Origin of the sequence: Mycobacterium saskatchewanense (genome assembly GCF_010729105.1) — a bacterium.
GTDB lineage: Bacteria > Actinomycetota > Actinomycetes > Mycobacteriales > Mycobacteriaceae > Mycobacterium > Mycobacterium saskatchewanense.
This window is the reverse complement of the sequence record NZ_AP022573.1, coordinates 5,578,683-5,604,704: the sequence shown is the minus strand read 5'-3', so window position 1 is coordinate 5,604,704 and position 26,022 is coordinate 5,578,683. Positions and strand designations below refer to the sequence as shown.

Genomic DNA, 26,022 nt, shown 5'->3' with positions numbered 1-26,022 from the left:
GTCGGACGCCGGTCGCGAGGGGTGGGTACAGCGAGTAGCTTCAAGCCAAGAAGGGTGTGGCACATGGCGAGATTCACGCGGCCGCTGCTGTGGTGCGGCGCGGTGCTGCTCACGGCGGGGTGCACCCGGGTGGTGGACGGAACGGCGCTGCCGGGGTACGGGGCCAACCGTAAGGTGGTGCACGGCGTCAACGTCGACACCATCCTGCTGGACCAGTCGCGCATGCGCGCGATCACCGGGGCCGGCGAACACCTCAACATCATCCCGTCGATGGACGGCATCAATCCCGTCGACATCGACGCCCTCGCGGAGGCCACGCCGCGGGAATGCCGGTTCCTCTACGCGGAGACGGCGACGTTCGGGCCCGACATCGAAGAGTTCCACAAGACCACCTTCCAGGACCCGCCCGACGGGGCGCTCATCTCCGAGGGCGCGGCGACCTACCGCGACGTCGACACCGCCCGCGGCGCGTTCGGCAACCTGGTGACGACCGTCGGCAATTGCGCGGGCGACTCCACCGGCCAGCTGCTGGTCGGCGATTGGAACGCCGCGGCGAACACGCTGCACCTGGGCCCCGGCGGTTGCGGCCGCGACTACCGCGTCCTGTCCGTGGCTCTGCTGGAGGTCACGTTCTGCGGGTTCCCGCAATCCGTCTCCGACATCGTCATGACGAACATCGCCGCGAACGTGCCGGCCTAGCGTCCCGCGCCGACGATGGTGGCGCTGCCGAGCACCTCGTCGCCGTCGGCGTCCGGCCGGTAGAGCGCCAGGGTCTGGCCGGGCGCGACGCCGCGTAGCGGGGCGCGCAACCGCACGACAAGCTCGTCGCCGACCAATTCGGCCACGGCCCCGACCGTTTCGCCATGGGCCCGCACCTGGACCAGGCACTCGACGGGGCCCACGGGCGCGGTGCCGCCGGTGAAGACCGGGGAACGTCCGACGAGCCCGTGCACGTCGAGCTCGGCCGCGTCCCCCACCTGCACGGTCGCGGTCGCGGCGTCGATGGCGGTCACGTAGCGGGGGCGCCCGTCGGGACCGGGCCCGGCGATACCGAGGCCCTTGCGCTGCCCGATCGTGAAGCCGTGCACGCCATCGTGGCTGGCCAGCACGGCGCCGTCCGCGGTGACAACGCTGCCGCGGCGCACGCCGATGCGCGCACCGAGGAAGGCCCGGGTGTTACCGGAGGGGATGAAGCAGATGTCGTGGCTGTCGGGCTTGTCGGCGACCGCCAGGCCGCGGCGGGCGGCCTCGGCGCGGATCTCGGGCTTGGGGGTATCGCCGATCGGGAACGCGGCGCGGCGCAGCTGCTCGGCCGTGAGCACGGCCAGCACGTAGGACTGATCCTTGTCCCGGTCGACGGCGCGGCGCAGCCGACCCTCGGACAGCCGGGCATAGTGGCCGGTGGCCACCGTATCGAAGCCCAGCGCACAGGCTTTCGCCGACAGCGCCGAGAACTTGATCCGCTGGTTGCACCGCACGCAGGGGTTCGGCGTTTCCCCGCGGGCGTAGGAATCGACGAAATCGTCGATCACGTCGGCCTGGAACCGCTCCGCGAAATCCCAGACGTAGAAGGGTATCCCGAGCACATCGGCGACCCGGCGCGCGTCCGAGGCGTCCTCTTTCGAACAGCAGCCCCGCGATCCGGTGCGTAAGGTGCCGGGCGTTGCCGACAGCGCCAGGTGGACGCCGACGACCTCGTGCCCGGCATCGACCATCCGGGCGGCGGCGACCGAGGAGTCGACGCCGCCACTCATGGCGGCGAGGACTTTCACTTCACTGCCCCCACGGCGGCCAGGGCGGCACCCCGGGCCCGATCCACGGCCGCGGGCAGCACCCGCAATACAGCGTCCACGTCCGCGTCGACGCTCGTGTGTCCCAGGGAGAGTCGCAGCGACCCGCGGGCGCTGGCCGGGTCGGCGCCCATGGCGATCAGCACATGTGACGGCTGCGCAACACCGGCGGTGCAGGCGGATCCGGTGGAGCACTCGATGCCGTTGGCGTCTAGCAGCATCAACAGCGCGTCACCCTCGCAGCCGCGGAAGGTGAAGTGCGCGTTGCCGGGAAGTCGGTGCGGGTCGCGCGCGCCGTTCAGGCTGACGTCGTCAATGCCGGCGAGCACCCCGTCGATCAGTCGGTCGCGCAGGGCCCGCAGCCGCGCCCCGTTGGCCTCCAGCCCGTCCACGGCGATCTGGGCTGCGGTGGCCATGCCCACGGCGCCGGCGACATCGGGTGTGCCGGAACGGATGTCGCGCTCCTGCCCGCCGCCGTGCGACAGCGCCACACAAGCGACGTCGCGGCGCAGCAGCAACGCCCCCACGGCTGGCGGGCCGCCGAACTTGTGGGCTGCCACGCTCATCGCGGACAGTCCGCTGGCGGCGAAGCCGACGGGCAACTGGCCCACCGCCTGCACGGCGTCGCTGTGCATGGGAACGCCGAATTCGGCTGCAACGGCGGCCAACTCGGCGGCCGGCTGGACGGTGCCCACTTCGTTGTTGGCCCACATCACCGACACCAGCGCGACGTCGTCGTGGGCCTGCAGCGCCGCACGCAGGTCCGCCGCCGACACCGAGCCGTCCGGCGCGGTGGGCAGCCAGGTCACCTCGGCGCCCTCGTGCTCGGCGAGCCACTGCACCGAATCCAGGACAGCGTGGTGCTCGACCTCGCTGGTGACGATGCGCCGCAGCCGCGGCTCGGCATCCCGGCGGGCCCAGTAGATGCCCTTGACCGCGAGGTTGTCGCTCTCGGTGCCGCCCGCGGTGAAGATGACCTCGGACGGCCGCGCGCCCAGCTTGGCCGCGATCAGCTCGCGGGATTCCTCGATGCGCCGCCGCGCCGCCCGGCCGCTGGTGTGCAGCGAGGAGGCGTTGCCGAGGGTGCCCAGCACGCCCGTCATCGCCTCGACGGCGGCGGGGTGCATCGGGGTAGTGGCGGCGTGATCCAGGTAGACCATGACGCGCCCCACGATACCTGCAGGTCTAGTCGGCTAACCCACCAGCACGTGGCGGCGACCCGGGCGCTGCGGCACCCCCACGCCCACCGCCGACTGGCAACGACGGGCCAGCGCCCGCCGATCGGTACCCGGCAGCTGCAGAGATTCCACGTGAACATGCGCCAGGGTGCGGGGTACGGCCAGCAACCGGCACATCGACCGCCACAAGGTGTCGTCCCCGACGAAAGCCGGAGCGGTCGAAACGCAACCGTCGACGTGGTGATACGTCAACCGGAGCGGCTGCACGGGACGACCGGCATCGATCGCGGCCTGGAACATCGCCGGATAGAACGACCCGCAGGCCAGCCCGCACCACGTGGTGCCCTCCGGAAACGCCACCACGGTCTGACCCGAGCGCAGCCGATGCGCGACGGTCTCGACCACCCCGGGCAGCCGCCGCAGGTTCGCGCGTTCGATGGGAATGATCTTGAGCAGGCGCACCGCCAGGTCGCCGAACAGGTCGGCGCGGGCCACGAACGACCCGGGCAGCACCGACCCGATGGCGAACACGTCCAGCCACGACATGTGCGGGCTTACCACCAGGACCCCGCGCAGGTTCCGGATCGGACTTCCCGACACGCTGATCCTGACCCCGAAGCAGCGCAGCATCACCCGGCAGCACAACTTTTGCACCCGCGCCTGACCCGGCAGGGGCACCAGCGCCAACGGCACCACCGGCACCAACAGCAGCGCCAACATGACGCGGAGCGTCATCCGGAGCGCCACCCGCCACCTCGGCGATGCGGGGCCGACACGCACGCAGCTGCCGTCGCAGGTCGCGCGCGGCAGCCAGGAGTGGGCGGCGACGCTCATCAGGCACCGCCCACCATGTCGGCCGCGGCCGAGACCGACCGCAGCCGCTTGAGATAGCGCGTATCGGCGCGTCGTTTGTCCAGCAGCACGCAGAAGTCCCCCACCCCGAAGTCGGGGTCGTGGGCGGGCTCGCCGCAGACCTGCGCGCCGAGGCGCAGGTAGCCGCGCATGAGCGGGGGCACCGCGGGCCGCGGTGGGGCCGGGATGTCGTCGAGGGCGCGCCCGCCGACGCGCACCGGCCGGTACGGCCGCACGCGGTACTCCGGCGGGGCGGCGTTGCGGCTGAGGACGAAGTCGCGGACGCCGCGCAGCTGGCTGCCGGGGGTCTCGCCGTCTGACTCGTCGCCGATGGGCACCGAGACGCAGCCGGTCACGTAGTCGTAGCCGTAGCGGTCCAGGTAGGCGAGGATGCCGGCCCACATCAACAGCACCACGCCGCCGTTGCGGTGACCATCCCGCACCACCGCGCGGCCCATCTCGACCAGGGCCGGCCTGAGCGTGTCGAACGCGCGAAGGTCGAATTCCGTCTCGGTGTAGAGCCCCCCGGCCGCGATGCCGCCCGCGGGCGCCAGCATCCGGTAGCAGCCCACCAGTTCGCCGGTGTCGTCGTCGCGGACCAGGAGGTGGTCGCAGAACTCGTCGAACCGGTCGACGTCGATGCGCGCTCCGTCGGCGGCCGGCAGCTCGAAGCCGGGCGTGCTGGTGAACACGTCGTAGCGCAGGCGCTGCGCCGCCTCGATCATTCCGGGGTCCGTCGACAGCAACAACGAATAGTGCGGTCCGCCGGATGGGTTGCTCGCTGCGTCGGCCGGCTTCTCGCTGGGTATGAGGACAGAAGCGATGCTCATGCAAAACAACGTCGCGCAATCGATGAGCTAGTCGGCATCGACGCTGTGACGTGTCGATGCACGTCAGATGACGAAATGAGGCCGAAATCGGTGAGATTCAACCGGACTGTGATGCAGACGTGAACGCTGGCCGACGGGAGGGCGTCCGCCGGGCACGCCGCCGCCCCCACGGGTCGCGGTGGCGGGCGATGTCGCGTGGGCAACGGTACGTGTGAAGGCCGGCCCCGGGCGGCTCACCGTGCTGGACGACGTGGTCGAGCAGCAGCGTCGGCTCGGCCAGTCGGCCCCTAAGAGGACCGTCGACCGCGCCGAACTCGGCGAGCCGCACACCGGGCTGGCGTAGCGGCGCATCGACCGGACGCTGACCGGCTGATCGCGGCGAGGGGATATCTCTAGGGAGATTTAGCCCTTGCGCTGCTTGATCGCGTCGGTCAGCTGCGGGGCCACCTTGAACAGGTCGCCCACCACGCCGTAGTCCGCGATCTCGAAGATCGGCGCCTCTTCGTCCTTGTTGACGGCGACGATGGTCTTCGAGGTCTGCATGCCGGCGCGGTGCTGGATCGCCCCGGAGATGCCGAGCGCGATGTAGAGCTGGGGAGACACCGTCTTGCCGGTCTGGCCCACCTGGAACTGGCCCGGGTAGTAGCCGGAGTCGACGGCGGCGCGGGACGCGCCGACGGCGCCGCCGAGCGAGTCGGCCAGCTCCTCGACAACGTGGAAGTTGTCCGCGCTGCCCACGCCGCGGCCGCCGGAGACCACGATCGTGGCCTCGGTCAGTTCCGGGCGGTCACCGGCGACGGCGGGCTCGCGGGAGGTGATCTTGGTGGCATTCTCGGCCGGGGCCGGCACCTCTATGGTGACCTGCTCGCCGGCGCCGGCCTGCGGCTCGGCGTCGATGGCGCCGCCGCGCACGGTGACGATCGGGGTGTCACCGTTGGCCTGCGACTCGACGGTGAACGCGCCACCGAAGATGGAGTGCACGAACTTGTTGCCCTCGCTGACGCCGACCACGTCGACCAGCAGGCCCGACCCGATCCGCGCCGCCAGCCGGCCGGCGATCTCCTTGCCGTCGGCGTTGGCCGAGAGCAGCACCGCGGCGGGCGAGTTGGACTCGGTCAGCGAGGCCAGCACGTCGACCACCGGGGTGATCAGGTAGCTCTCCGCGTCGTCGGACTCGGCGACGTAGATCTTCTCGGCGCCGGCCTCCTTGAGCCCGTCGACCAGCGGCGCGGCGGTGCCGGGCTTGCCGACGACGACGGCGGCCGGCTCGCCCAGCGCGCGGGCGGCGGTGATCAGCTCGGAGGTGACCTTCTTCAGTGCGCCTTCGGCGTGCTCGACGAGCACGAGTACTTCAGCCATGGTTCAGTTCGCTCTTCTCGTGTCTGGGATCAGTGTCAGATGATCTTCTGGCCGACCAGGTACTGCGCGATCTGGCTGCCGCCTTCGCCTTCGTCGGTGACCTTCTCACCCGCGGTCTTCGGCGGCTTCGGCGTCGACGACAGCACCTTCGACCCGGCGTTGTCCAGCCCGACCTCGTCGGGCTCGACCCCGATCTCGGCCAGGGTCAGCACCGTGACCTCTTTCTTCTTGGCGGCCATGATGCCCTTGAAGGACGGAAAGCGCGGTTCGTTGATCTTCTCGGTGACGCTGACCACCGCGGGCAGGGTGGCCTCGAGGCTGAAGACGCCGTCGTCGGTCTCGCGCTCACCGGTCACCTTGCCGCCCTCGATGGACAGCTTGCGCAGGTGGGTCAGCTGCGGCAGGCCCAGGTACTCGGCGATGATCGCCGGCACGGCGCCGCCGGAGCCGTCGGTGGATTCGTTGCCGGCGATGACGAGCTCGGTGCCCTCGATGGTGCCCAGCGCCCGGGCCAGCGCCCACGCCGTCTGGACCACGCAGGACCCGTGCATGCCGTCGTCCTTGAGGTGGACGGCCTTGTCGGCGCCCATCGACAGCGCCTTGCGGATCGCCTCGGTGGCGCGCTCGGGACCCGCGGTCAGCACGGTCACCGAACCTTCCCCGCCCTCCCGCTCGCGGATCTGCAGGGCCTCTTCCACGGCGCGCTCGTTGATCTCGTCCAGCACGGCGTCGGCGGCCTCGCGGTCCAGCGTGAAGTCGCCGTCAGACAGCTTGCGCTCCGACCAGGTGTCCGGGACCTGCTTGATCAGGACCACGATGTTCGTCATGAGTGTGGTTCGTCCTCCTCGAAAGAGTCCCGCAGTCTCGACTGCGGGATCTCGGTACACGTTTGGCACGCACGGGCGTGTTACTACCGGGTAACTTTGTGCGGTCTGCCTCCACACCATAGCGAACCGTCCTGCACGTATTGCCCGCCTCCTCCCCCTCCGCTCCCGCGGAGGGCATCGTCGCCGGGCGGCACGTTCTTGCAGCCCGCCCGCCTCGTGAATCCCGGGCTGGCCGCTTCCCGGTTCGCTATTCCGTCACTTCGCGTTAGCCTGCCTATGCAATGAGCGCATTCGTCCCCGACGTTCCCCAGACCCTCCCCGGCAACGCCGCGCCGGGGGCCTCCGCGCAGGCCGCGGCCGGGTTGATACTGACGGGCGAACGCACCATCCCCGATGTGGACATCGAGAACTACTGGTTCCGCCGCCACCAGGTCGTTTACCAACGGCTGGCCCCCCATTGCGCCGGCCGTGAGGTGCTCGAGGCGGGCTGCGGCGAGGGCTACGGCGCCGACCTGATCGCCGGTGTCGCCCGCCGGGTCGTCGCCGTGGACTACGACGAGACCACCGTGGCCCATGTCCGCGCTCGCTACCCCAGGGTCGAGGTGATGCGGGCCAACCTCGCCGAGCTACCGCTGCCCGACGCGTCGGTCGATATTGTGGTGAACTTCCAAGTCATCGAGCACCTGTGGGACCAGCCACAATTCGTGGCCGAATGCGCCCGCGTGCTGCGCCCGTCCGGGCTGCTGATGGTGTCCACCCCCAACCGGATCACCTTCTCCCCGGGCCGCGACACCCCGATCAACCCGTTCCACACCCGCGAACTGAACGCCGACGAACTCAGGCAACTGCTGGTGGACGCGGGCTTCACCGGGGTGACGGTGAGCGGCCTGCACCACGGCGCCCGGCTGCGAGAAATGGATGCGCGCCACGGCGGCTCGATCATCGACGCGCAGATCGAGCGGGCGGTGGCCGACGCGCCCTGGTCGCCCCAACTGGCGGCCGACGTCGCCGCGGTGACGACCGACGACTTCGAGCTGGTCGAGAACGGCGCGGGTCGCAACATCGACGACAGCCTGGACCTCATCGCGATCGCGGTGGCGCCGTGACCGTGGCGGGGGACCGCGTGCCGGGCCTCTTCACCCTCGTTTTGCACACGCACCTGCCGTGGCTGGCCCATCACGGCCGCTGGCCGGTCGGCGAGGAATGGCTCTACCAGTCCTGGGCGGGGGCCTACCTGCCACTGATGGGGGTGTTGCAGACCCTGGCCGACGAGGGCCGGTCGGGCCTGCTCACGCTCGGCGTCACCCCGGTGGTCAACGCCCAACTCGACGACCCGTACTGCCTCGACGGCATGCACCACTGGCTGGCCAACTGGCGATTGCGCGCCGAGGAGGCCGCGAGCGTGCGGTCGGCCCGTGGGTCGAAGTCGGCCGGTTACCAGTCCTGCACACCGGCAGCCTTGCGGGCCTTCGGCGTTCGGGAATGCGCTCTGGCCGACCGGACGCTGGGCGACTTCGCCACCCTGTGGCGGCACGGCGCGAGCCCGCTGCTGCGCGGCCTGCTCGACGCCGGCACCGTGGAGCTGCTCGGCGGGCCGCTGGCCCACCCCTTCCAGCCGCTGCTGAACCCCAGGCTGCGCGAGTTCGCGCTGCACGAGGGGCTGGCCGACGCGCACTTGCGCTTGGGATCGCGCCCGACCGGGATCTGGGCGCCGGAATGTGCCTACGCCCCGGGCATGGAACACGACTACGCCGCCGCCGGGGTCACCCACTTCATGGTCGACGGCCCGTCGCTGCACGGCGACACCGCCCTGGGCCGGCCCGTCGGGAACACCGACGTGGTGGCGTTCGGCCGCGACCTGCAGGTCAGCTATCGGGTGTGGTCGCCGAGGTCCGGCTATCCCGGCCACGCCGCGTATCGCGACTTCCACACGTATGACCACCTCACCGGACTCAAGCCGGCCCGGGTGACCGGCCGCAACGTGGCCTCGGAGGGCAAGGCGCCCTACGACCCGGAGCGTGCCGACCGCGCCGTCGACGCCCACGTGGCCGACTTCGTCGAGGTGGTCCGCGCCCGGCTGCGGTCGGAGTCGGAACGCATCGGTCGGCCGGCCCACGTGGTCGCGGCCTTCGACACCGAGCTCTTCGGCCACTGGTGGTACGAGGGGCCCACGTGGCTGCAGCGGGTGATGCGTGCGCTGCCCGAGGCCGGGGTTCGGGTCGGCACGCTGCGCGACGCGATCGACGACGGGTTCGTCGGTGACGCCGTCGCGCTGCCGCCCAGCTCGTGGGGTTCGGGCAAGGACTGGCAGGTGTGGGCCGGCGAGCAGGTGGCCGACCTCGTCCAGCTCAACGCCGAGGTCGTCGACACGGCGCTGAGCACGGTCGACAAGGCGCTGTCCCAGACCGACGGGCCGCTCCCCCGCGACCGCGTCGCCGACCAGATCCTGCGCGAGACCCTGCTCACCGTCTCGAGCGACTGGCCCTTCATGGTGAGCAAGGACTCGGCCGCCGACTACGCCCGGTACCGGGCGCACCTGCACGCCCACGCCATGCGCGAGATCGCCGGGGCCCTGGCGTCGGGCCGGCGCGACACCGCGCAGCGGCTGGCCGACGGCTGGAACCGCGCCGACGGCCTGTTCGGCGCCCTGGACGCGCGTAGGTTGCCCCGGTGATCTGCGCTTCGCCCGCGAGCGACCGTGTCGGCACAGCGACACGCCGCTGGGCGTGGCATTTTCGGGACGCTCGGGCCGTAGAGGGATAACGCGTGAAGATCCTGATGGTCTCGTGGGAGTACCCGCCGGTCGTGATCGGCGGCCTGGGCCGCCACGTCCACCACCTGGCGACCGCACTCGCCGCGGCCGGCCACGATGTCGTCGTGCTGTCGCGCCGCCCGGCGGGCACCGACGCGAGCACGCACCCCACCACCGACGAGGTCGTCGAGGGCGTCAGGGTCATCGCGGCCGCGCACGACCCGCACGAATTCACCTTCGGTACCGACATGATGGCCTGGGCGCTGGCGATGGGCCACGCCATGATCCGCGCCGGGATGTCGCTGAAATCCCCGCAGACCCCCGGCCGCAACCGACCGTGGCGTCCCGACGTCGTCCACGCGCACGACTGGCTGGTCGCCCACCCCGCGATCGCCCTCGCCCAGTTCTACGATGTGCCCGTCGTTTCCACGATCCACGCCACCGAGGCCGGCCGGCATTCCGGCTGGGTCAGCGGTCCGATCAGCCGTCAGGTGCACGCGCTCGAGTCGTGGCTGGTGCGCGAATCCGATTCCCTGATCACGTGTTCGGCGTCGATGGCCGACGAGGTCACCGAGCTGTTCGGCCCCGGGCTGGCGGGAATCACGGTGATCCGCAACGGTATTGACGCGGCGCGGTGGACCTTTGCCGCCCGCCGGCCGCGGACGGGTCCGGCGGAACTGCTCTACCTGGGGCGCCTGGAGTACGAGAAGGGCGTGCACGACGCCATCGCGGCGCTGCCCCGCATCAGACGCACCCACCCGGGCACCATGCTGACCATCGCGGGCGAGGGCACCCAGCAGGAGTGGCTCGTGGAGCAGGCCCGAAAGCACAAGGTGCTCAAGGCGACTCGGTTCGTCGGCCATCTCGACCATGCCGAGCTGCTGGCCGTGCTGCACCGGGCCGACGCGGCGGTGCTGCCCAGCCATTACGAGCCGTTCGGGATCGTCGCCCTAGAGGCCGCCGCCGCCGGCACGCCGCTGGTGACGTCCAACATCGGCGGTCTGGGCGAGGCGGTGATCGACGGCCACACCGGAGTGTCGTGTCCGCCCCGCGACGTCAGCGCGCTGGCCTCGGCGGTGCGGAGGGTCCTCGACGACCCGGACGCCGCCCAGCGACGGGCCCGCGCCGCCCGCCAACGGCTGACGTCGGCCTTCGACTGGCAGACCGTGGCCGCGGAAACCGCGCAGGTGTACCTGGCCGCCAAGCGCGGCGAGCGGCAGCCGCAGCCGCGACTGCCCATCGCCGAGCACGCGCTGCCGGACCGCTAACGTTGCAGCGATGGGGCTCGAATTCTCCAGCGTCGTCGACGCGCCGATCGCGGACGTGTTCGCCTGGCACTCCAGGCCCGGCGCATTCACCCGGCTGTCGCCGCCCTGGCAGCCCATGCGGTTGCTGACCGAGGCCACCTCGCTCCGCGACGGGCGCGCCACGCTGGCGCTGCCCGGCGGGCTGCGGTGGGTCGCCGTCCACCAGCCGGAAGGCTACGACCCGCCGCGGCGCTTCGTCGACGCCATCGGCGGCGACGGCCCGGCCGCGCTGCCGGCGCGAATGGCCGCGAGCTGGCGGCACACCCACGACTTCGAAGACGTCGGCGGCGACCGGACCCGGGTCATCGACCGGGTCGACACGCCGGTGCCCGGGTGGCTGTTGCGTCCCATGTTCGTCTACCGGCACCGCCAGCTGGCCGACGACCTGGCCGCCCATCGGCTGGCGGCCGAGCACGGGTTGACCGCCGCGACGGTCGCCGTCACCGGCTCGTCGGGACTGGTCGGATCCGCGCTGACCGCGTTCCTGAGCACCGGTGGCCACCGGGTGATCCGGCTGGTCCGCGGGGCGGCGAACGGCAACGACGAGCGACGGTGGGACGCCGACGACCCCGACCCGCAGCTGCTGGACGGCGTCGACGCGGTCATCCACCTGGCTGGCGCCTCGATCGGCGGAAGGTTCACCGCGAAGCATCGAAAAGCCATCCGCGACAGCAGGATTGGTCCGACCCGCCGGCTGGCCGAGCTGGCGGGGCGCGCCGGTCCGCGGCCCCCGGCGCTGATCTGCGCCTCGGCGATCGGCTACTACGGGTATGACCGCGGGGACGAAACCCTCGCCGAGGACAGCACTCGCGGCGACGGCTTCCTGGCCGACGTCGTCGCGGAATGGGAGGACGCGGCCGCGCCCGCCGAGCGGGCCGGCGCGCGGGTGGTGCGGGTGCGCACCGGCATAGTGCAGTCCCCCCGCGGCGGCACGCTGCGGCTGATGCGCCCGCTGTTCAGCGCCGGCCTCGGCGGCCGGCTCGGGGACGGCCGGCAATGGCTGTCCTGGATCGGGATCGACGACCTGGTCGACATCTATCACCGCGCACTGTGGGACACCGCGCTGTCGGGACCGGTGAACGCCGTTGCACCGCAACCGGTTCGCAACAGCGAGTACACACAGACGCTGGCGCGGGTCCTGCACCGGCCCGCGGTGTTGCCGGTGCCGGCGTTGGGGCCGCGGCTGTTGCTCGGCGCGCAGGGCGCACGCGAACTGGCGTGCGCCAGTCAACGCGCGCTGCCCCGCAAGCTGACCTCGGCCGGGCACCGGTTCCGCCAACCGCAGCTCGACGAGGCGTTGCGTCACCTGCTCGGCCGCTAGGGCCGATCCGCTTCGGCATCGGAACTCAGTCCGCGTCTCTGCCGTCGCGGCTGCGCTCGTAGGCGCTGGCCCGCAGTTCAGCGAGCCACCGCGGCGAGAGCTTCACACCGGGTGCGGTGTTGATGGCCAGCGGAAACGAGCCCTACGCCAGATCAAGGGTTTTGAGCCCCCCTGCCCGTCGGGCGTCGCGGTTGCGCCCGGCGTCGAAGTTCACGCGGACGTCAGCGAGGCGTCTACGTAAGCAGGGACGTCTCGTCGCGTTACCTGGCGCCCGATCGGCGGCACCCGGGTGGCGCGGACGTAGACGGTGTCGCCGTCGCGCAGGGCCAACGCCTCGGCGTCGCCGCGGGTGATCTCGGCGGTGAACGGCCGCTTGGTGGCCGCGCTCGTCAACTCCACCCGCACCTCGAAACCCAGCGCGACCACCCGGTCGACAGTGGCACGCACGACCCCGATGGACTCCGCGGTCCCATCACCCCCGGCAACGGCCATATCGGGCTTGCGGCCCACCCGGATGTCGTGCGGGCGCACCAACGCCCCGTTGAGCTCGGAGACCGCACCCAGAAACGACATCACAAACGTGCTCGCCGGCGAGTCATACACCTCAGTCGGCGAACCCACCTGCTCGATGCGCCCTTGTTGAGCACCGCGATCCGATCGGCCACATCCAACGCCTCTGCCTGATCATGGGTCACCAACACCGTCGTCACATGCACCTCGTCATGCAGCCGCCGCAACCACGCCCGCAAATCCTCACGCACCTTGGCATCCAACGCACCGAACGGCTCATCAAGCAACAACACCTGCGGATCGACCGCCATCGCCCGCGCCAACGCCATCCGCTGCCGCTGCCCACCCGACAACTGATTGGGATAACGCCGCTGAAACCCGCTCAGCCCCACCACTTCCAACAACTCATCCACCTTGGCCTTAACTCGGTTTGGGTCGCTTACGGATCTTCAACCCGTAAGCCACGTTATCGCGCACCGTCAAATGCTTGAACGCCGCATAATGCTGAAACACAAACCCGATCCCACGCCGCTGCGGCGGCACCCGGGTCACGTCCTGACCATTGATGGTCACCGTCCCGCTGTCAGGCTGATCCAACCCCGCGATCGCCCGCAACAACGTCGACTTACCCGAACCACTCGGACCCAGCAACGCCGTCAACGACCCCGTCGGCACCACAAAATCCACATGATCCAGCGCAACAAAATCCCCGTAATGCTTATAGGCATCACGCACCACGATGGCGTGAGGGGTGCCATCGGTATCGGTTTCGGTCATTGCGTCACTCTCCTTGTCAGGCAGGGGCGTTCGCTCGCGCCCGGCGAACGAGCAGGATCACCTTCACAACCAGGAAGGCCACGGCGACGCCCATGAGCAGCGTCGACAAGGCGTAGGCGCCGTACTCGGCACCCCGGTTGTAGCGGTCGTTGACCAGCAGCGTGAGCGTCTGGGATTCCCCGGGCAGGTTGGACGACACCATGATCACGGCGCCGAACTCGCCGAGGGTGCGCGCGGTGGTCAGCACGATGCCGTAGGTCAGCCCCCAGCGGATGGACGGCAGCGTGATCCGCCAAAAGGTCTGCCACCAGCCCGAACCCAGGGTGGCCGCCGCCTGCTCCTGCTCGGTCCCCAACTCCACGAGCACCGGTTGAACCTCGCGCACCACGAAGGGCAGCGTGACGAAGATGCTGGCCAGCACGATGCCGGGCACGCCGAAGATGATCTTGAAGCCGAGATTGTTCTCGATGAAGCCGAACGCGCCGGCCGACCCCCACAGCACGATCAACGCCACGCCCACGATGATGGGCGACACCGCGAACGGCAGGTCGATGATCGTCTGCAGGACGGCCCTGCCGCGGAAGCGGTTGCGGGCCATCAACAAGGATGTAGGTATGCCGAAGGCCACGTTGAGGGGTACCACGATGGCCACTACCAGCAGCGACAAGTTCAGCGCCGAGATCGCGGCCGGGGTGCTGATCCAGTCGACGAATTGACCGAGCCCGGGCCGGAAGGTCCGCCACAGGATCAGCGTCACCGGAACGACGAGCATCACGGCGATATAGCCCACCACGGCGTAGCGGGTGAGGTAGCGAACCCAGGGCAACGATGTCATGCGGCCTTCTCCTCACGCTTGGCCGCGCGGCCGCCGACGATCCGCAACATGAGCAGCACGGTGAACGAGATCGACAACAGCACAATCGATATCGCTGCGGCGCCGGTACGGTCGTCATTCTCGATCAGGGCTCGTATCCACTGGGACGACACCTCGGTCTTGCCCGGCACCGCGCCCCCGATGGTCACCACCGAACCGAACTCGCCGATGGCCCGCGAGAACGCCAAACCCGCGCCGGACAGCAGCGCCGGGGTCAGCGCGGGCAGCACGATCGACGTGAATATCCTGGGGCCGGTGGCGCCCAGTGAGGCCGCCGCCTCTTCGACTTCCCGATCGATTTCCAGCAGCACCGGCTGAACCGCGCGCACCACTAACGGCAATGTGACGAACACCAGCGCCACGGTCACCCCCGGCGGGGTGTGTTGCAGGTGCAGGCCCACCGGACTGTTCTTGCCGTACAGCGCGAGCATCACCAGGCTGGTGACGATGGTCGGCAGCGCGAACGGCAGGTCGATGATCGCGTCGAGCACGCCTTTCCCGATGAAGTTGTCCCGCACCAGCACCCAGGCGGTCATCAGACCGAACACGACGTTGACAAGGGTGACCACAACGGAGATCGTCAGCGTCACCCGAAACGACTCGATGGCGGCATGGGACGTGATCGCCAACCAGAAGGCCTGCCAGCCATGGCCGGTCGCCTGCCAGGCAATGGCGGCGAGCGGCAACAGCACGATCACCGAAAGCCACAGCGTCGCCACGCCGACCCGAAGTGACGTGCCGACCGGCGGGCTGGGCGAGGACACGACGGGCAGGGCCCGCTCGAGTTCACTGCCCGGCTGAACGAGTTCGGGGCGGATCGCCTCCGGATCGGGAATGATAGCGGTCGTCATCCGGTGGCCTTCAGGTAGATCTTGGTGATGCTGCCGGTGCTCTTGTCGAAGAGCTGTGGATCCGCCGCCGCCCACCCCCCGAGGTCGGCGATCGTCCACAGCTTTACCGGCACCGGATACTGGTCGCGGAATTTGGCCGCAACGGCCGGATCGACCGCCCGAAAACCCGCCTGCGCCCAAACCTGCTGCGCCGCAGCGGTGTACTGGAAGTTCTTGAACGCGACCGCCGCATCCAGATGCGGGCTGGTACTCACCACCGCCACTGGGTTCTCGATCTTGAAGGTCTGCGGCGGAATGACGTGTTCGACCGGCTTGCCCTGCCGTTCGGCCGCGATCGCCTCGTTTTCGTAGCTGATCAACACGTCGCCGCTGCCCTCGACAAAGACGTCGGTGGCGACCCGCCCCGACCCGGGACGCAGGTTGACGTGCTCACTCACCAGCTTGCTGATGTACGCGATGCCCGCTTGGGCATCGGCACCGCCGCCGCTCTTCGCGGCGTACGGGGCCAGCAGATTCCATTTCGCCGAACCGGAACTCAGCGGGCTCGGCGTGATCACTTCGATTCCCGGTCGCAGCAGGTCATCCCAGTCTCTGATGTTTTTCGGATTGCCTTTGCGCACCACCAGCGTCACCACCGACCCGAACGGGATACCCTTGGTGCCGTCTTTATCCCAGTCGGCAGAAACCTTGCCCGCCTTGACCAATCGAGTGACGTCGGGCTCGACGGAAAAGTTGACGATATCGGCCGGCTTGCCCTCCACGACGCCACGCGACTGGTCGGCCGAGGCCGCATACGACGTGATCACCTGCACGCCCCTGCCTTCCTCGGAGGCGTTGAACGCCGGAATCACCTTGCTCCAGCCCGGTTCGGGGACCGAGTACGCGACGAGGGTGATCTTCGTGTTGCCCTTGGCCAGTCCGCCACCGCCCACGGTGTCGGCGGCCCCTCCCTGACAGGCCGCCGCCACACCGACGAGCACGGCGAGCACGGCGACGCGCCGCGCGACCGACGCGTTCCCGCTGTCCCCGATGTAGTTGGACAATGGTGGCCTTCCCGTGCGGACTTATGGACTTCTTCCGTTGCTGCGCAGGAAGGCATCGAGACCCCGACGGGAATCCACCGACTCCATACCGGACCGCTGCACGGCTCGAGAGTCAGCGACAACAACGCACGAAGACAGGGCACCCGTGAACCGGAGATGTCTCGTACATGGCCGGAAGCCTAAGCCTCTCCGCGATCTGTCAGCAACGCGACGAGCGACCGCACGCACCCTGACGGCACAGCGATGAGTTCTCCCCGGGGACCGGTTTACCCCGGTGTAACGTCCGTCCGGTGAGCGCGGGGCGCCGGCTCGATGGCCTTGCGGCGCAAGCCGTCCAACGCTGTGACCCAGCCGCGGGTCACCGCCGGGCGCGTCACGCGGGGGTGGGACGCCAAATCCACAGGTGGACGGCCTGCACGCCCACTCAGCAACCCCGACGGGGCACCCTCGGCCCAGCGCGGAGGTTGAGCGACACGTCAGCGGTCGGCGGACGGACGCGTCGTCCCGCCCGCGCGCGCCTCGCACGGTGGTCGGCACGCGTTCGGGCCCGGGGGGGACGCCCCGGTGTAAAAGTCACGGTGACGGAAAGGCGGCGGGGCGCGGCTGGCGGATCCCGCCGACGGCCGGTGCGCTCGAGCGGTACTAGGCGGGGCGGTGCGTCCCGCAAACCGTCACCCGCCCTCACCCTGTCGACCGGCGCCGCTGGTATCGAACACCACGTCAGGCGTGCGGGTGGCCAAGTTCATTCTGAAAGTCCCTCATCGCGGCGATCAGCCCGGCGAACACTCGGTGGGCGGCCAGCAGATCCTCATCCGGGAAGTGCTGTAGAGCGGCGCGCGTGTGCGTGGACAGCGGGCTGAAGAACGAGCGCGCCGTGGCCAGAGCCGAGTCCCCGTGGCGGAGAATGACCTTACGCCGGTCGTCCGGGTGGGAGTCGCGCCGAAGGTGACCCGATTCGATCAGCCGATCCACCAGGTAGGTGATGGCCGACCCAGACAGTCCCATCCGTTGGCTCAGATCACCCGACGTCATCGGGCGGCCCGCGGTCTCGGCAACCATGATGTGCAGCAGGGCGCGGAAATCGTTGGGCCTTAAGTCTTGCGACACCGCGAACAGCCGGCCGATCTGGTCGGATTCGGTGGAAATCTCCCGCAGGTCGGCCGAGATCAGCGACTCCAGGGCGTCTCGCCCCCAGCGCTGCTCCTCAGCGTCCATAACCCGACCAGCATATCTTGGATACACGAATTATTTCAGTTGGTTAACGTTTAACTTGGTGAAAAGCACAGCGGCGGGATCGGAGCACCCTCGTCCCCGGCCGCGCTGACGCCGGCGCTGCGCGGGCGAAAAGGCCGGCGACGGGGGATGCACGATTCCTTTCAATAAGTTAATGTTTAAAAAAATGAAACTACGTCGCGTGATACATCGCGTAAGCAGATCCACCTAACGATCTCCGGGTTGGAGCGGGAGGGAAGCGCGTGGGCGAGATGCGTGCATTGTCGTTGAAACCGGTCACCGAAGCGCCGCCAGTTGCCGCCGGCCGCCTGAGCGCCGACGGACTCGACGCCTGGCGGTCCGGGTTGCGGCACGCCGCGCTTGCCGACGTTGCCGAGTTCGTGGCTCGCCAAGCCCGCGAGCTGGACACGACGCGCGTCGACGCGGCCGCCAAGATCTTGGTGGAGTTCGTCTCGGGCGGTAAATGCCTGAGATCGATCTTCATGTATCTCGGCTGGCTGTGCGGCGCGGCGCCGAGCCGGGCCGCCCTGCGCGCCGCGGCCAGCCTGGAGTTGCTGCACGCCTTTGCGCTGCTGCAGGACGACGTGATGGACGGTTCACCCGAACGGCGCGGCCGCCCGGCGGCGCACCTGCAATTCTCCGACTGGCATCGCCGGCGCGGCCTGGCCGGTTCCGCCCGCCGGTTCGGCGAATCGTCGGCCATCCTGCTGGGCGACCTATGCCTGATCTGGGCCGAGCAGATGCTGCGCGAAAGCGGCGTCGGGCCGCGGCGGCTGCAACCGGTGTGGCCGCGCTACGACGCGATGCGCACCGAGCTGGCGGTGGGCCAATTCGCGGATCTGGCAAGCGATATCGGCAACCTGCCGACCCTGGAGGTCGTGCTCGACGTGGCGCGGCGCAAGTCGGGCAATTACACGGTGCGCCGGCCGCTGGAGATGGGCGCGGCCATGGCCGGGTGCGACGAGCGGACCCTGGCGCAGCTCGGTCGGTACGGCGCCGATGTCGGGGAGGCGTTTCAACTCCGCGACGACGTACTCGGCGTCTTCGGCTCCCCGGCCACCACCGGTAAGCCCAGCGGAGGCGACCTGCTCGAACGGAAGGCCACCAGCGTGGTGGTCACCGCCTTGCAGCTGGCCGACGCGCCGACCCGGCACGAACTCGGCGCGCTGCTGAACAGCGAGCGCCTCGACGAGGCCGGGCTGGACCGGTGCAAGGCGCTGATCATGGCCAGCGGCGCCGTCCAACTGATAGAAGGAATGATCAGCGACCGTGTCGCGTCAGCGCGCGAACACGTCGGCGGCATGGCGATCGACGAGGGCCTGCGCGGCGCGCTGGACGAGATGGCGGCCGCATGCACGGACAGGGAAGTATGAGAATGACGAAGATGAGAACCAGTTGACCATGCGGACCATCGGGGGACGCAGCGATCGCGTCGTGGTGGTCGGCGCCGGCCTGGCCGGGCTGGCCGCGGCGCTACACCTGGCCGGCCGTGGCCGCGAGGTCACGGTCGTCGAACGCTACCCCTGGCCCGGCGGCCGGGCCGGGCGGCTCGACGTGGACGGCTACCGGGTCGACACCGGGCCCACGGTGCTGACCATGCCGGACATCATCGACGACGCGTTCGCGGCCGTGGGCGAGAGCCGGTCGGATCGCCTCGAGCTGTTGCCCGTCGATCCGGCATACCGTGCGGTCTTCGCGGATGGCAGCGCGATCGATGTGCACAGCGACGCGGAGCGGATGACCGCGGCGATCGAACAGTTCGCTGGCTTCGGGCAGGCAGCGGGCTACCGGCGGCTGCGCGAGTGGCTGGGGCGCTTGTACCGCATCGAGTTCGACGGCTTCATCGCCGCAAACTTCGATTCCCCGCTGTCGATGCTGACCCCACAACTCGCGCGGCTGGCCGCGATCGGGGGCTTCCGCAAGTGGGAGCGAATGGTCCAGCGCCACATCAGCGACGAACGGCTGCAGCGGGTCTTCACCTTCCAGTCGCTGTACGCCGGCGTGGCGCCGCGCGACGCGTTGGCGGTCTACGCGGTGATCGCGTACATGGACACCATCTCGGGTGTGGTGTTCCCGCGCGGCGGCGTGCGGGCGCTCCCCGACGCGCTCGCCGCCGCGGCGATCGACGCGGGGGTGACGTTCCGCTACGGCGCCGCGGTCACCGGACTGGAACGCGTCGGCGGCCGGGTCAACGCCGTGCGCACCGACCGGTCCGAGCGCATCGAGTGCGACGCGGTGGTGTTGACCACCGAGCTGCCGCAAACCTATGCCTTGCTGGGCCGCAGACCGCGGCGGGTGCTGCCGCTGCGGGTGTCGCCGTCGGCCGTCGTGGCCCATGTCGGATGCCGCGCCGTTGCACCCGAAACCGCGCATCACACAATCCTTTTCGGCGACGCGTGGGATCAGACGTTCACCGACATCGTCCGCGATGGGCGGCTCATGCGGGATCCGTCGCTGCTGGTGACCCGCCCGACGGCGAGCGACCCGACGCTCGCCCCGGCCGGGCGCGACCTGCTGTACGTGCTCGCACCCGCGCCGAACCTCGCCCGCGGCACCGTCGACTGGGCCGCGGTCCGCGGCGCCTACACCGACGACATGATCGACCACGTCACCGAGCGACTGCTGCCCGGATTGCGTGACGACGCGACCGTCCTGGACGTCGTCACCCCGGCCGACTGGGCGCGTCAGGGCATGGCCGCCGGCAGCCCCTTCGCGCTCGCCCATACGTTCGCCCAGACCGGCCCGTTCCGGCCGGCGAACATGGTGCGCGGCATCGACAACGCCGTGCTCGCCGGCTCGTCCACCGTCCCCGGAGTGGGTGTCCCGACCGCGCTGATCTCCGGGCGACTCGCCGCGGACCGCATCACCGGCCCGCATCCCGACGCGACCGGGCGAAAGATGACGCACATCGACACGAAAGCCGGAACGCGATGATCCGCAGCGAGCTCGACGCGGCTGGAATCGACGACCCCCGCCTGCGTGAGGGGTACCGCCGCTGCCGCGAACTCAACGCCGCACACGGCCGTACGTTCTTCTTGGCCACCCGGTTGTTGGCGCCGGACCAGCGGCCCGCCGTGCACGCGCTGTACGGCTTCGCCCGCTACGCCGACGACATCCTCGACGACCTCGACCCGACGGTGGGCACCGACGCCCGGGCCGAACGGCTGCAGCGCCTTGCCGACCGGTTCTTCGCCGGCGGCGACCACGCCGACGACCCGGTCCTGACGGCCGTCACCCACACCGTCCGCCGCTACCGCATCGGCGCCGCGCTGTTCGAGGACTTCCTGGCGTCGATGCGGATGGACCTCACCATCACCGACTATCCCGACCGGGAAGCGCTCAATCTCTACATGCGCGGTTCCGCGGAGGCGATCGGCCTGCAGGTGCTGCCCGTGCTGGGCGCCGTGGTGCCGGTGGAGGAGGCCGCGCCGTACGCCGCGGCGCTCGGCCGGGCCTTCCAGCTGACCAACTTCCTGCGCGACGTCGACGAGGACCTGCTGCGCGGTCGGGTTTACCTGCCGGCCGACGAGCTGGCGGCCCATGGCGTCGACCGGGACCTGCTGATGTGGTGTCACCGGCACCGCCGCACCGATCCGCGGGTTCGCGACGCCCTGGCGGCCCAGCACGAGATCACCCGGGAGACATACAGATTCGCCGACTCGGGGATCGCCACGCTGGCGCCGCGGTCGCGGCCGTGCGTCGCGACGGCCGCCGAGCTCTACTCGGAAATCCTGGACCGCATCGAGGCGAGCGACTTCGCCGTGTTCAACCACCGCGCCACCGTGGGCAAGGCGCGACGGCTCCAGGTCGCCGGTATCGGGCTGATACGGTCGTGGCGGGCGCGCAACAGCGCGGCGACTGTTTCTGATCCTCCAGGAGCCGCATGAGCGATCGGTGGCAATACCTGCTGGTCCTGGCCGCCTGCCTGGCGATCACCGCGCCGTTGGAGGCGTTCGGCCCCGGCGTCTACCGTCAGTGGCGGCGGCTCACCCGAGCGGTCCTGCCGGTCGCGGCCGTCTTCTTGATCTGGGACGAGTTCGCCGTAGCCGCGCGCGTGTGGAGCTACAGCCCCACCTACATCAGCGGCCTAATCATCCCGTTCCGCGTGCCCATCGAGGAAGTGCTCTTCTTCCTGGTGATCCCGGTGTGCGGCCTGCTGACGTACAACGCCGTCAGCACCATCCTCGGCAAGGTCCACCGCCGATGACCGGGCTGGGCTACACCCTGCCCGCCGCGGTGGCCGTCGCGGCGGTCTGCGCGTTGGAATTGGCGGTGCTGCGCACCGGCCTGTTCCGCCGGCCCGCCTATTGGCTGTCGATGGTGATCGTGCTGGGCTTCCAGATCCCCGTCGACGGCTGGCTGACCAAACTCAGCTCGCCCATCGTCATCTACGACGATCACCAGACAACCGGCCTGCGGTTCCCGTTCGACATCCCGATCGAGGATTTCCTGTTCGGTTTCGCGATGGTGACCGCGGTGCTGCTGCTATGGGAACGGCAACGTGCGCGTCGGTGATCTGGGGCTGCCCCACGGCGACCTGTCCGCCGCGTTCGACGCCGGGGCCTCGGCATACGACCGGCTCGTCGGCGCCAACCCCGGCTATCACGCCCACCTGCTGCTCTCGGCGCGCCGCATGCGACTGCCAAACCGCGGCAAGGGATTACGGATACTCGACGCCGGATGCGGAACCGGGGCGTCGACCGCCGCCCTGCTCGCCGTCGCGCCCGAGGCCGACATCGTCGCCGTGGACGCGTCGCGCGGCATGCTCGACGCGGCGCGCGCGAAGGACTGGCCCGCGTCGGTGCGCTTCGTGCACGCGCCCATCGAGGGCCTGGCCGCGGAGGGCATCACCGGGCCGTTCGACGGCATCCTCGCCGCGTACCTGATCCGCAACGTGGCCGAACCCGACGAGCAATTGCGGAGATTCCGCGCGCTGCTGCGCCCCGGCGGCACCCTGGCCGTGCACGAGTACTCGGTGCGTGACTCCCGCGCCGCCACGGCGATCTGGCACGCCGTCTGCTGGAGCATCATCATCCCCGCGGGGTGGCTGCGCACCCGCGACACCGCCCTGTACCGCTACCTGTGGCGCAGTGTGCTGACGTTCGACGGCGCGGAGCGGTTCCGCCGGCGCCTCGCCGACGCGGGGTTCGCCGCGGTGCACAGCGAGACGGTGCCCGGCTGGGAAGCCAACATCGTGCACACGTTCCTCGCGGACGCCCCGTCATGACGGGGACCGATCGCCGCCGTGAGACGTTCGCGGCCCCAGAGGGACTGCCGAATGCCGACGCCCTGCCGGCGCGCCCGCGGGCGGTCGTCGTCGGCGGCGGCATCGCGGGTCTGACCGCCGCCACCGGGCTGGCCGAACGCGGCGTCGCCGTCGAGGTGATCGAACGCGAGAACTACCTCGGCGGCCGGGTGGGCGGCTGGACCGAGCAGCACGGCGCGTCGCCGCTGGCGATGAACCGCGGTTTCCACGCCTTCTTCCGCCAGTACTACAACCTGCGGGCCCTGCTGGCGCGCATCGACCCGCAGCTGCGGATGCTCACCCCCGTCGAGGACTATCCGCTCATCGACGGCGCCGGCCGGCGCGACAGCTTCCGTGGGCTGCCCCAGACCCCGCCGTGGAACGCCGTGGCCTTCGCCGCGCGCAGCCCCACCTTCCGGCTCCGCGACTTTCTCGAGATCGACGCCCGGGCGGCGGCGCCCCTGGCCGCCGTGTCGGTGCCCGACATCTATCGGCGGCTCGACAACTCGGACGCCGCAACGTTTTTGACGAACATCCGGTTTCCCGAAGCCGCGCGGCACCTGGCGTTCGAGGTGTTTTCGCGGAGCTTCTTCGCCGACCCCTCGGAATTGTCCGCGGCCGAGCTGGCCACCATGTTCCACATCTATTTCCTGGGCTCCAGCGAGGGACTCATCTTCGACGTCCCCAACGAGAACTACGACAGCGCCCTGTGGCGACCGCTCCAGCGCCACCTCGAAAAACACGGCGCCCGAGTCCGGCTCGGCACCGGCGTGGCCCACATCGAGGCGGGCCCCGCGGCACCGTTCCGGGTGCACACCGACTCCGGGGAACACCTCGACGCCGAGGCCGTCGTGCTCGCCACCGACATCGCCGGCCTGCAGAGGATTGTCGCCGCGTCCGACGGCCTCGCCGGTGACACCTGGCGCGCGCAGATAGAGCGGATGCGCGTCGCCCCGCCATTCGCCGTGCACCGGCTCTGGCTCGATCGCCCGGTCGCGGCCGACAGGCCGGCGTTTCTGGGAACCGCCGGCCACAAGCCGCTGGACAACATCAGCGTCCTGGAGCGCTACGAGCTCCAAGCCGCCGAATGGGCCCGGGCGCACCAGGGCTCGGTCGTCGAACTGCACTGTTACGCCTTGCACTCCCCCGACTCGCGCGCGGCGGCCATCGGACAGCTACACCGGCTGTACCCGGAAACCGTGGCGGCGCAAATCGTTTCCGAGGTTTCGCTGGTGCGTGATGACTGCCCGTTGTTCGCCCCGGGTTCGTACGATGACCGGCCCCGAGTGGTCACCCCTCATCCGGGTCTGCTGCTGGCCGGCGACGCCATCCGCATCGACCTGCCGGTGGCGCTGATGGAACGCGCCGCGACCACCGGATGGTGCGCGGCCAACGAATTGCTGAGATCATGGGGACTGGCCGGGCACCCGCTGCAATCCGTACCCACCCGGGGCCGCTCGCCACTCCTGCGGTGGCTGGCCACGCGTGAAAGAGCCACACGACGATGAACATTCGCGAACAGATCCGCCAACGGTGGCCCAAAGACTTGCCCCTACAGGTCATCCCGCGCACATCGTGGGCCGCACAGCAGCCGACGTATCGAGAGGCGGATCCGACCCTCATCGAATCCGCGCTCAACCGCTCCCAGCGGAAGCCGACCGGGAACTGGTATGCGTTCGCCCCGAGCCGCGACGTGCGCGCCGGTCGGCCATACGGGGCCCGTGTTGCCGGTGTGGACGTCGTGGCCTGGCGCGACGGCCTGCGCCGGCTTCGCGTCGGTCCGCGCGGCTGCCCCCACCTGGGCGCCGACCTTGCCACCGGAATCGTCGACGACGGCAGGCTGATCTGCCGGTGGCACGGGTTGGCGCTGGACGGCGCCCGACGCGAGTTCGGCTGGAGCCCGCTGCCGAGCCACGACGACGGCACGCTGGCATGGGTGCGGCTCGACAAGGTCGGCGGCGAGGCGCCCCTGGAGGCGCCGGTGCTCCCGGAGCGCCCGGCCGGTGACACGATGGCCGCCGTCACCAGCATGGTTGGGGTGTGCGAGCCGGCCGACATCATCGCCAACCGCCTCGACCCCTGGCACGGCGCGTGGTTCCACCCGTACTCGTTCGCCAGGCTCGAGGTGCTCACCACGCCCACCGAAGCCGCCGACCGCTTCCTGGTCGCGGTCACCTTCCGGATCGGCCGGCTCGGGGTGCCCGTCATCGCGGAGTTCACCTGCCCGGAGGCCCGCACCATCGTGATGCGCATCGTGGACGGCGAGGGCGTCGGCAGCGTCGTCGAAACACACGCCACGCCAATGGGTTCGGGGCCCGACGGGCGGCCACGGACCGCCGTGCTGGAAGCGACCATCGCCCACTCGGACCGCCCGGGTTTCAAGCGGGCGTCGCGGTTGGCGCCACTGATCTCACCGCTGATGCGCCACGCCGCCGGCCGCCTGTGGCGCGATGACCTCGCCTACGCCGAGCGCCGCTTCGACGTCCGCGCGTCCCGGCCGTGAAGAAGGGATACGCCGCCGCCGTGGCGGCGACCGTCGCGGCCCACTTCGCCTACCTCGTGTACGTCCCGTCGGGTGGCTTCCTCGCGCTGCGCTGGCCTCGCACGTTGGTGGTACACGTGCCCGCGGTTGCCTGGGGCGTCGCCGTGGTCGGGCTCGAGCTCCCCTGCCCGTTGACGTGGCTGGAAGCGTGGTCGCGCCGGCACGCCGACATGGATCCCTTGCCGGCGGCGGGGTTCATCGACCGCTACGTCGCCGGGGTGCTCTACCCGACCGGCCGGACTGGGACCGCGCAGGGATTCGCGTTCGCTGCCGCCGCGGCCTCCTGGGTGCTGTTGGCGGCGAGGCGTTCTGGCCGCCGCTAGCTGTCGGGGCCCGCGACGGTGGGCTGCGCCACGTCGACCGGCGGCGGGGTCGTGCCCGCCGCCTCGCGCACGCCCGACCTGCGTTGCCACAACAGCCAGGCGCCCGCCGCCAGCAAGACCGCCGACAGGAGGATGGCCGGCCACAGCGCCAACTCCGCCAGCCAGAGGCGCCGTTGTAGGCCCACCACCCGCCGTTGCCCGTTTCGGGCGCTCCGCAACGCAGTCTTGACGGTCATGCATCCGATATACCCGCAGGCCGGAGGGTCAAACCCCGCACCCCCAGGAGCGTTTGGCCGGGCCCGTTACGGGCTAGTCAACAGCATGAGCACTAATCCATCGGTTCCATCTCAGCCGTCGCCTGGGCCTGCGACGGTCGCCACCCCACGGGCAGGCCGTTCCTCGTTCACG

At 70.2% G+C, this 26,022-nt stretch carries 26 protein-coding genes and 1 pseudogene; 15 read left to right on the top strand and 12 right to left on the bottom strand.

Annotated elements, in window-relative coordinates; all coding sequences use genetic code 11:
• The first annotated feature begins 63 nt into the window (after positions 1–63).
• Complete coding sequence (locus tag G6N56_RS26320; protein WP_085256960.1) at positions 64–699, top strand: sensor domain-containing protein; 636 nt, start codon at positions 64–66, stop codon at positions 697–699.
• On the opposite strand, the gene mnmA is transcribed toward G6N56_RS26320, so the two are convergent.
• From mnmA to G6N56_RS26300, 4 genes are read right to left on the bottom strand one after another with little or no spacing between them, the layout of a single operon-like run.
• Positions 696–1,772, bottom strand: a complete 1,077-nt coding sequence (gene mnmA / locus G6N56_RS26315) for a tRNA 2-thiouridine(34) synthase MnmA (protein WP_142280715.1) — start codon at positions 1,770–1,772, stop codon at positions 696–698. The genes G6N56_RS26320 and mnmA overlap by 4 nt on opposite strands.
• The gene (locus G6N56_RS26310) at positions 1,769–2,950 is read right to left on the bottom strand and encodes a cysteine desulfurase family protein (RefSeq protein ID WP_085256959.1); all 1,182 of its coding nucleotides are present in this window, start codon (positions 2,948–2,950) and stop codon (positions 1,769–1,771) included. Before G6N56_RS26310 ends, mnmA begins: the two co-directional genes overlap by 4 nt.
• A gap of 33 nt (positions 2,951–2,983) precedes the next feature.
• Positions 2,984–3,802: a lysophospholipid acyltransferase family protein gene (locus G6N56_RS26305; RefSeq protein WP_085256958.1), complete on the bottom strand. Its 819-nt coding sequence runs from the start codon at positions 3,800–3,802 to the stop codon at positions 2,984–2,986.
• Positions 3,802–4,650 carry a GNAT family N-acetyltransferase gene (locus tag G6N56_RS26300; RefSeq protein WP_085256957.1) on the bottom strand — a complete coding sequence of 283 codons (849 nt, stop codon included), beginning with the start codon at positions 4,648–4,650 and terminating at the stop codon, positions 3,802–3,804. The genes G6N56_RS26305 and G6N56_RS26300 overlap by 1 nt, the downstream gene beginning before the upstream one ends.
• Positions 4,651–4,861: 211 nt before the next feature.
• Here G6N56_RS26300 and G6N56_RS29560 point away from each other — a divergent pair, with 211 nt between their 5' ends.
• Positions 4,862–4,993 carry a hypothetical protein gene (locus G6N56_RS29560; RefSeq protein ID WP_264020691.1) on the top strand — a complete coding sequence of 44 codons (132 nt, stop codon included), beginning with the start codon at positions 4,862–4,864 and terminating at the stop codon, positions 4,991–4,993.
• A 59-nt stretch (positions 4,994–5,052) separates the two neighbouring features.
• Here the strand turns inward: G6N56_RS29560 and G6N56_RS26295 are convergent, their stop codons facing one another.
• Together G6N56_RS26295 and G6N56_RS26290 are read right to left on the bottom strand one after the other, a co-directional pair.
• Positions 5,053–6,009 carry an electron transfer flavoprotein subunit alpha/FixB family protein gene (locus tag G6N56_RS26295; RefSeq protein WP_085256956.1) on the bottom strand — a complete coding sequence of 319 codons (957 nt, stop codon included), beginning with the start codon at positions 6,007–6,009 and terminating at the stop codon, positions 5,053–5,055.
• Positions 6,010–6,044: 35 nt separating this feature from the next.
• Positions 6,045–6,836 (bottom strand): electron transfer flavoprotein subunit beta/FixA family protein, encoded by a 792-nt coding sequence (locus tag G6N56_RS26290; protein ID WP_085256955.1) that lies wholly within the window; start codon positions 6,834–6,836, stop codon positions 6,045–6,047.
• A gap of 281 nt (positions 6,837–7,117) precedes the next feature.
• Here G6N56_RS26290 and G6N56_RS26285 point away from each other — a divergent pair, with 281 nt between their 5' ends.
• The 4 genes from G6N56_RS26285 (at position 7,118) to G6N56_RS26270 (ending at position 12,216) form a co-directional block, all read left to right on the top strand.
• Positions 7,118–7,942, top strand: a complete 825-nt coding sequence (locus G6N56_RS26285; RefSeq protein ID WP_085256954.1) for a class I SAM-dependent methyltransferase — start codon at positions 7,118–7,120, stop codon at positions 7,940–7,942.
• Positions 7,939–9,510 (top strand): 1,4-alpha-glucan branching protein domain-containing protein, encoded by a 1,572-nt coding sequence (locus tag G6N56_RS26280; RefSeq protein ID WP_085256953.1) that lies wholly within the window; start codon positions 7,939–7,941, stop codon positions 9,508–9,510. The genes G6N56_RS26285 and G6N56_RS26280 overlap by 4 nt, the downstream gene beginning before the upstream one ends.
• Before the next feature lie 92 nt (positions 9,511–9,602).
• Positions 9,603–10,856, top strand: coding sequence for a glycosyltransferase family 4 protein (locus G6N56_RS26275; RefSeq protein ID WP_085256952.1), 1,254 nt, complete (start codon positions 9,603–9,605; stop codon positions 10,854–10,856).
• 10 nt (positions 10,857–10,866) lie between these two features.
• Complete coding sequence (locus tag G6N56_RS26270) at positions 10,867–12,216, top strand: TIGR01777 family oxidoreductase (RefSeq protein WP_085256951.1); 1,350 nt, start codon at positions 10,867–10,869, stop codon at positions 12,214–12,216.
• 210 nt (positions 12,217–12,426) lie between these two features.
• On the opposite strand, the pseudogene G6N56_RS26260 reads toward G6N56_RS26270, so the two are convergent.
• The 5 genes and pseudogenes from G6N56_RS26260 to G6N56_RS26240 form a co-directional block, all read right to left on the bottom strand.
• Positions 12,427–13,503: pseudogene (locus tag G6N56_RS26260) on the bottom strand (sulfate/molybdate ABC transporter ATP-binding protein).
• 16 nt (positions 13,504–13,519) lie between these two features.
• On the bottom strand, positions 13,520–14,338 hold the full coding sequence (gene cysW, locus G6N56_RS26255) for a sulfate ABC transporter permease subunit CysW (protein ID WP_085253824.1): 819 nt from the start codon (positions 14,336–14,338) through the stop codon (positions 13,520–13,522).
• Complete coding sequence (gene cysT / locus G6N56_RS26250; protein ID WP_085253825.1) at positions 14,335–15,228, bottom strand: sulfate ABC transporter permease subunit CysT; 894 nt, start codon at positions 15,226–15,228, stop codon at positions 14,335–14,337. Before cysT ends, cysW begins: the two co-directional genes overlap by 4 nt.
• The gene (locus G6N56_RS26245; RefSeq protein WP_408632717.1) at positions 15,225–16,217 is read right to left on the bottom strand and encodes a sulfate ABC transporter substrate-binding protein; all 993 of its coding nucleotides are present in this window, start codon (positions 16,215–16,217) and stop codon (positions 15,225–15,227) included. The genes cysT and G6N56_RS26245 overlap by 4 nt, the downstream gene beginning before the upstream one ends.
• A gap of 774 nt (positions 16,218–16,991) precedes the next feature.
• Positions 16,992–17,486 (bottom strand): MarR family winged helix-turn-helix transcriptional regulator, encoded by a 495-nt coding sequence (locus G6N56_RS26240; RefSeq protein ID WP_085253826.1) that lies wholly within the window; start codon positions 17,484–17,486, stop codon positions 16,992–16,994.
• Between the two features lie 269 nt (positions 17,487–17,755).
• Between G6N56_RS26240 and G6N56_RS26235 the strand changes: the two genes are divergently transcribed.
• From G6N56_RS26235 to G6N56_RS26195, 9 genes are read left to right on the top strand one after another with little or no spacing between them, the layout of a single operon-like run.
• Positions 17,756–18,877 carry a polyprenyl synthetase family protein gene (locus tag G6N56_RS26235; protein WP_085253853.1) on the top strand — a complete coding sequence of 374 codons (1,122 nt, stop codon included), beginning with the start codon at positions 17,756–17,758 and terminating at the stop codon, positions 18,875–18,877.
• 28 nt (positions 18,878–18,905) lie between these two features.
• Complete coding sequence (crtI, locus tag G6N56_RS26230) at positions 18,906–20,438, top strand: phytoene desaturase family protein (protein WP_085253827.1); 1,533 nt, start codon at positions 18,906–18,908, stop codon at positions 20,436–20,438.
• On the top strand, positions 20,435–21,391 hold the full coding sequence (locus G6N56_RS26225; protein WP_085253828.1) for a phytoene/squalene synthase family protein: 957 nt from the start codon (positions 20,435–20,437) through the stop codon (positions 21,389–21,391). Before crtI ends, G6N56_RS26225 begins: the two co-directional genes overlap by 4 nt.
• Positions 21,388–21,711, top strand: a complete 324-nt coding sequence (locus tag G6N56_RS26220) for a lycopene cyclase domain-containing protein (RefSeq protein ID WP_085253829.1) — start codon at positions 21,388–21,390, stop codon at positions 21,709–21,711. Before G6N56_RS26225 ends, G6N56_RS26220 begins: the two co-directional genes overlap by 4 nt.
• Positions 21,708–22,019: a lycopene cyclase domain-containing protein gene (locus G6N56_RS26215; protein WP_085253830.1), complete on the top strand. Its 312-nt coding sequence runs from the start codon at positions 21,708–21,710 to the stop codon at positions 22,017–22,019. The genes G6N56_RS26220 and G6N56_RS26215 overlap by 4 nt, the downstream gene beginning before the upstream one ends.
• Positions 22,006–22,731: a class I SAM-dependent methyltransferase gene (locus tag G6N56_RS26210; RefSeq protein WP_085253831.1), complete on the top strand. Its 726-nt coding sequence runs from the start codon at positions 22,006–22,008 to the stop codon at positions 22,729–22,731. The genes G6N56_RS26215 and G6N56_RS26210 overlap by 14 nt, the downstream gene beginning before the upstream one ends.
• Positions 22,728–24,257: an FAD-dependent oxidoreductase gene (locus tag G6N56_RS26205; protein ID WP_085253832.1), complete on the top strand. Its 1,530-nt coding sequence runs from the start codon at positions 22,728–22,730 to the stop codon at positions 24,255–24,257. The genes G6N56_RS26210 and G6N56_RS26205 overlap by 4 nt, the downstream gene beginning before the upstream one ends.
• Positions 24,254–25,252: a DUF5914 domain-containing protein gene (locus G6N56_RS26200; RefSeq protein WP_085253833.1), complete on the top strand. Its 999-nt coding sequence runs from the start codon at positions 24,254–24,256 to the stop codon at positions 25,250–25,252. The genes G6N56_RS26205 and G6N56_RS26200 overlap by 4 nt, the downstream gene beginning before the upstream one ends.
• Complete coding sequence (locus G6N56_RS26195; protein ID WP_085253834.1) at positions 25,249–25,614, top strand: DUF2784 domain-containing protein; 366 nt, start codon at positions 25,249–25,251, stop codon at positions 25,612–25,614. Before G6N56_RS26200 ends, G6N56_RS26195 begins: the two co-directional genes overlap by 4 nt.
• Here G6N56_RS26195 and G6N56_RS26190 read toward each other — a convergent pair.
• Positions 25,611–25,850, bottom strand: a complete 240-nt coding sequence (locus G6N56_RS26190) for a hypothetical protein (protein ID WP_085253835.1) — start codon at positions 25,848–25,850, stop codon at positions 25,611–25,613. The two genes, G6N56_RS26195 and G6N56_RS26190, sit on opposite strands and share 4 nt — an antisense overlap.
• Between the last annotated feature and the right edge of the window lie 172 nt (positions 25,851–26,022).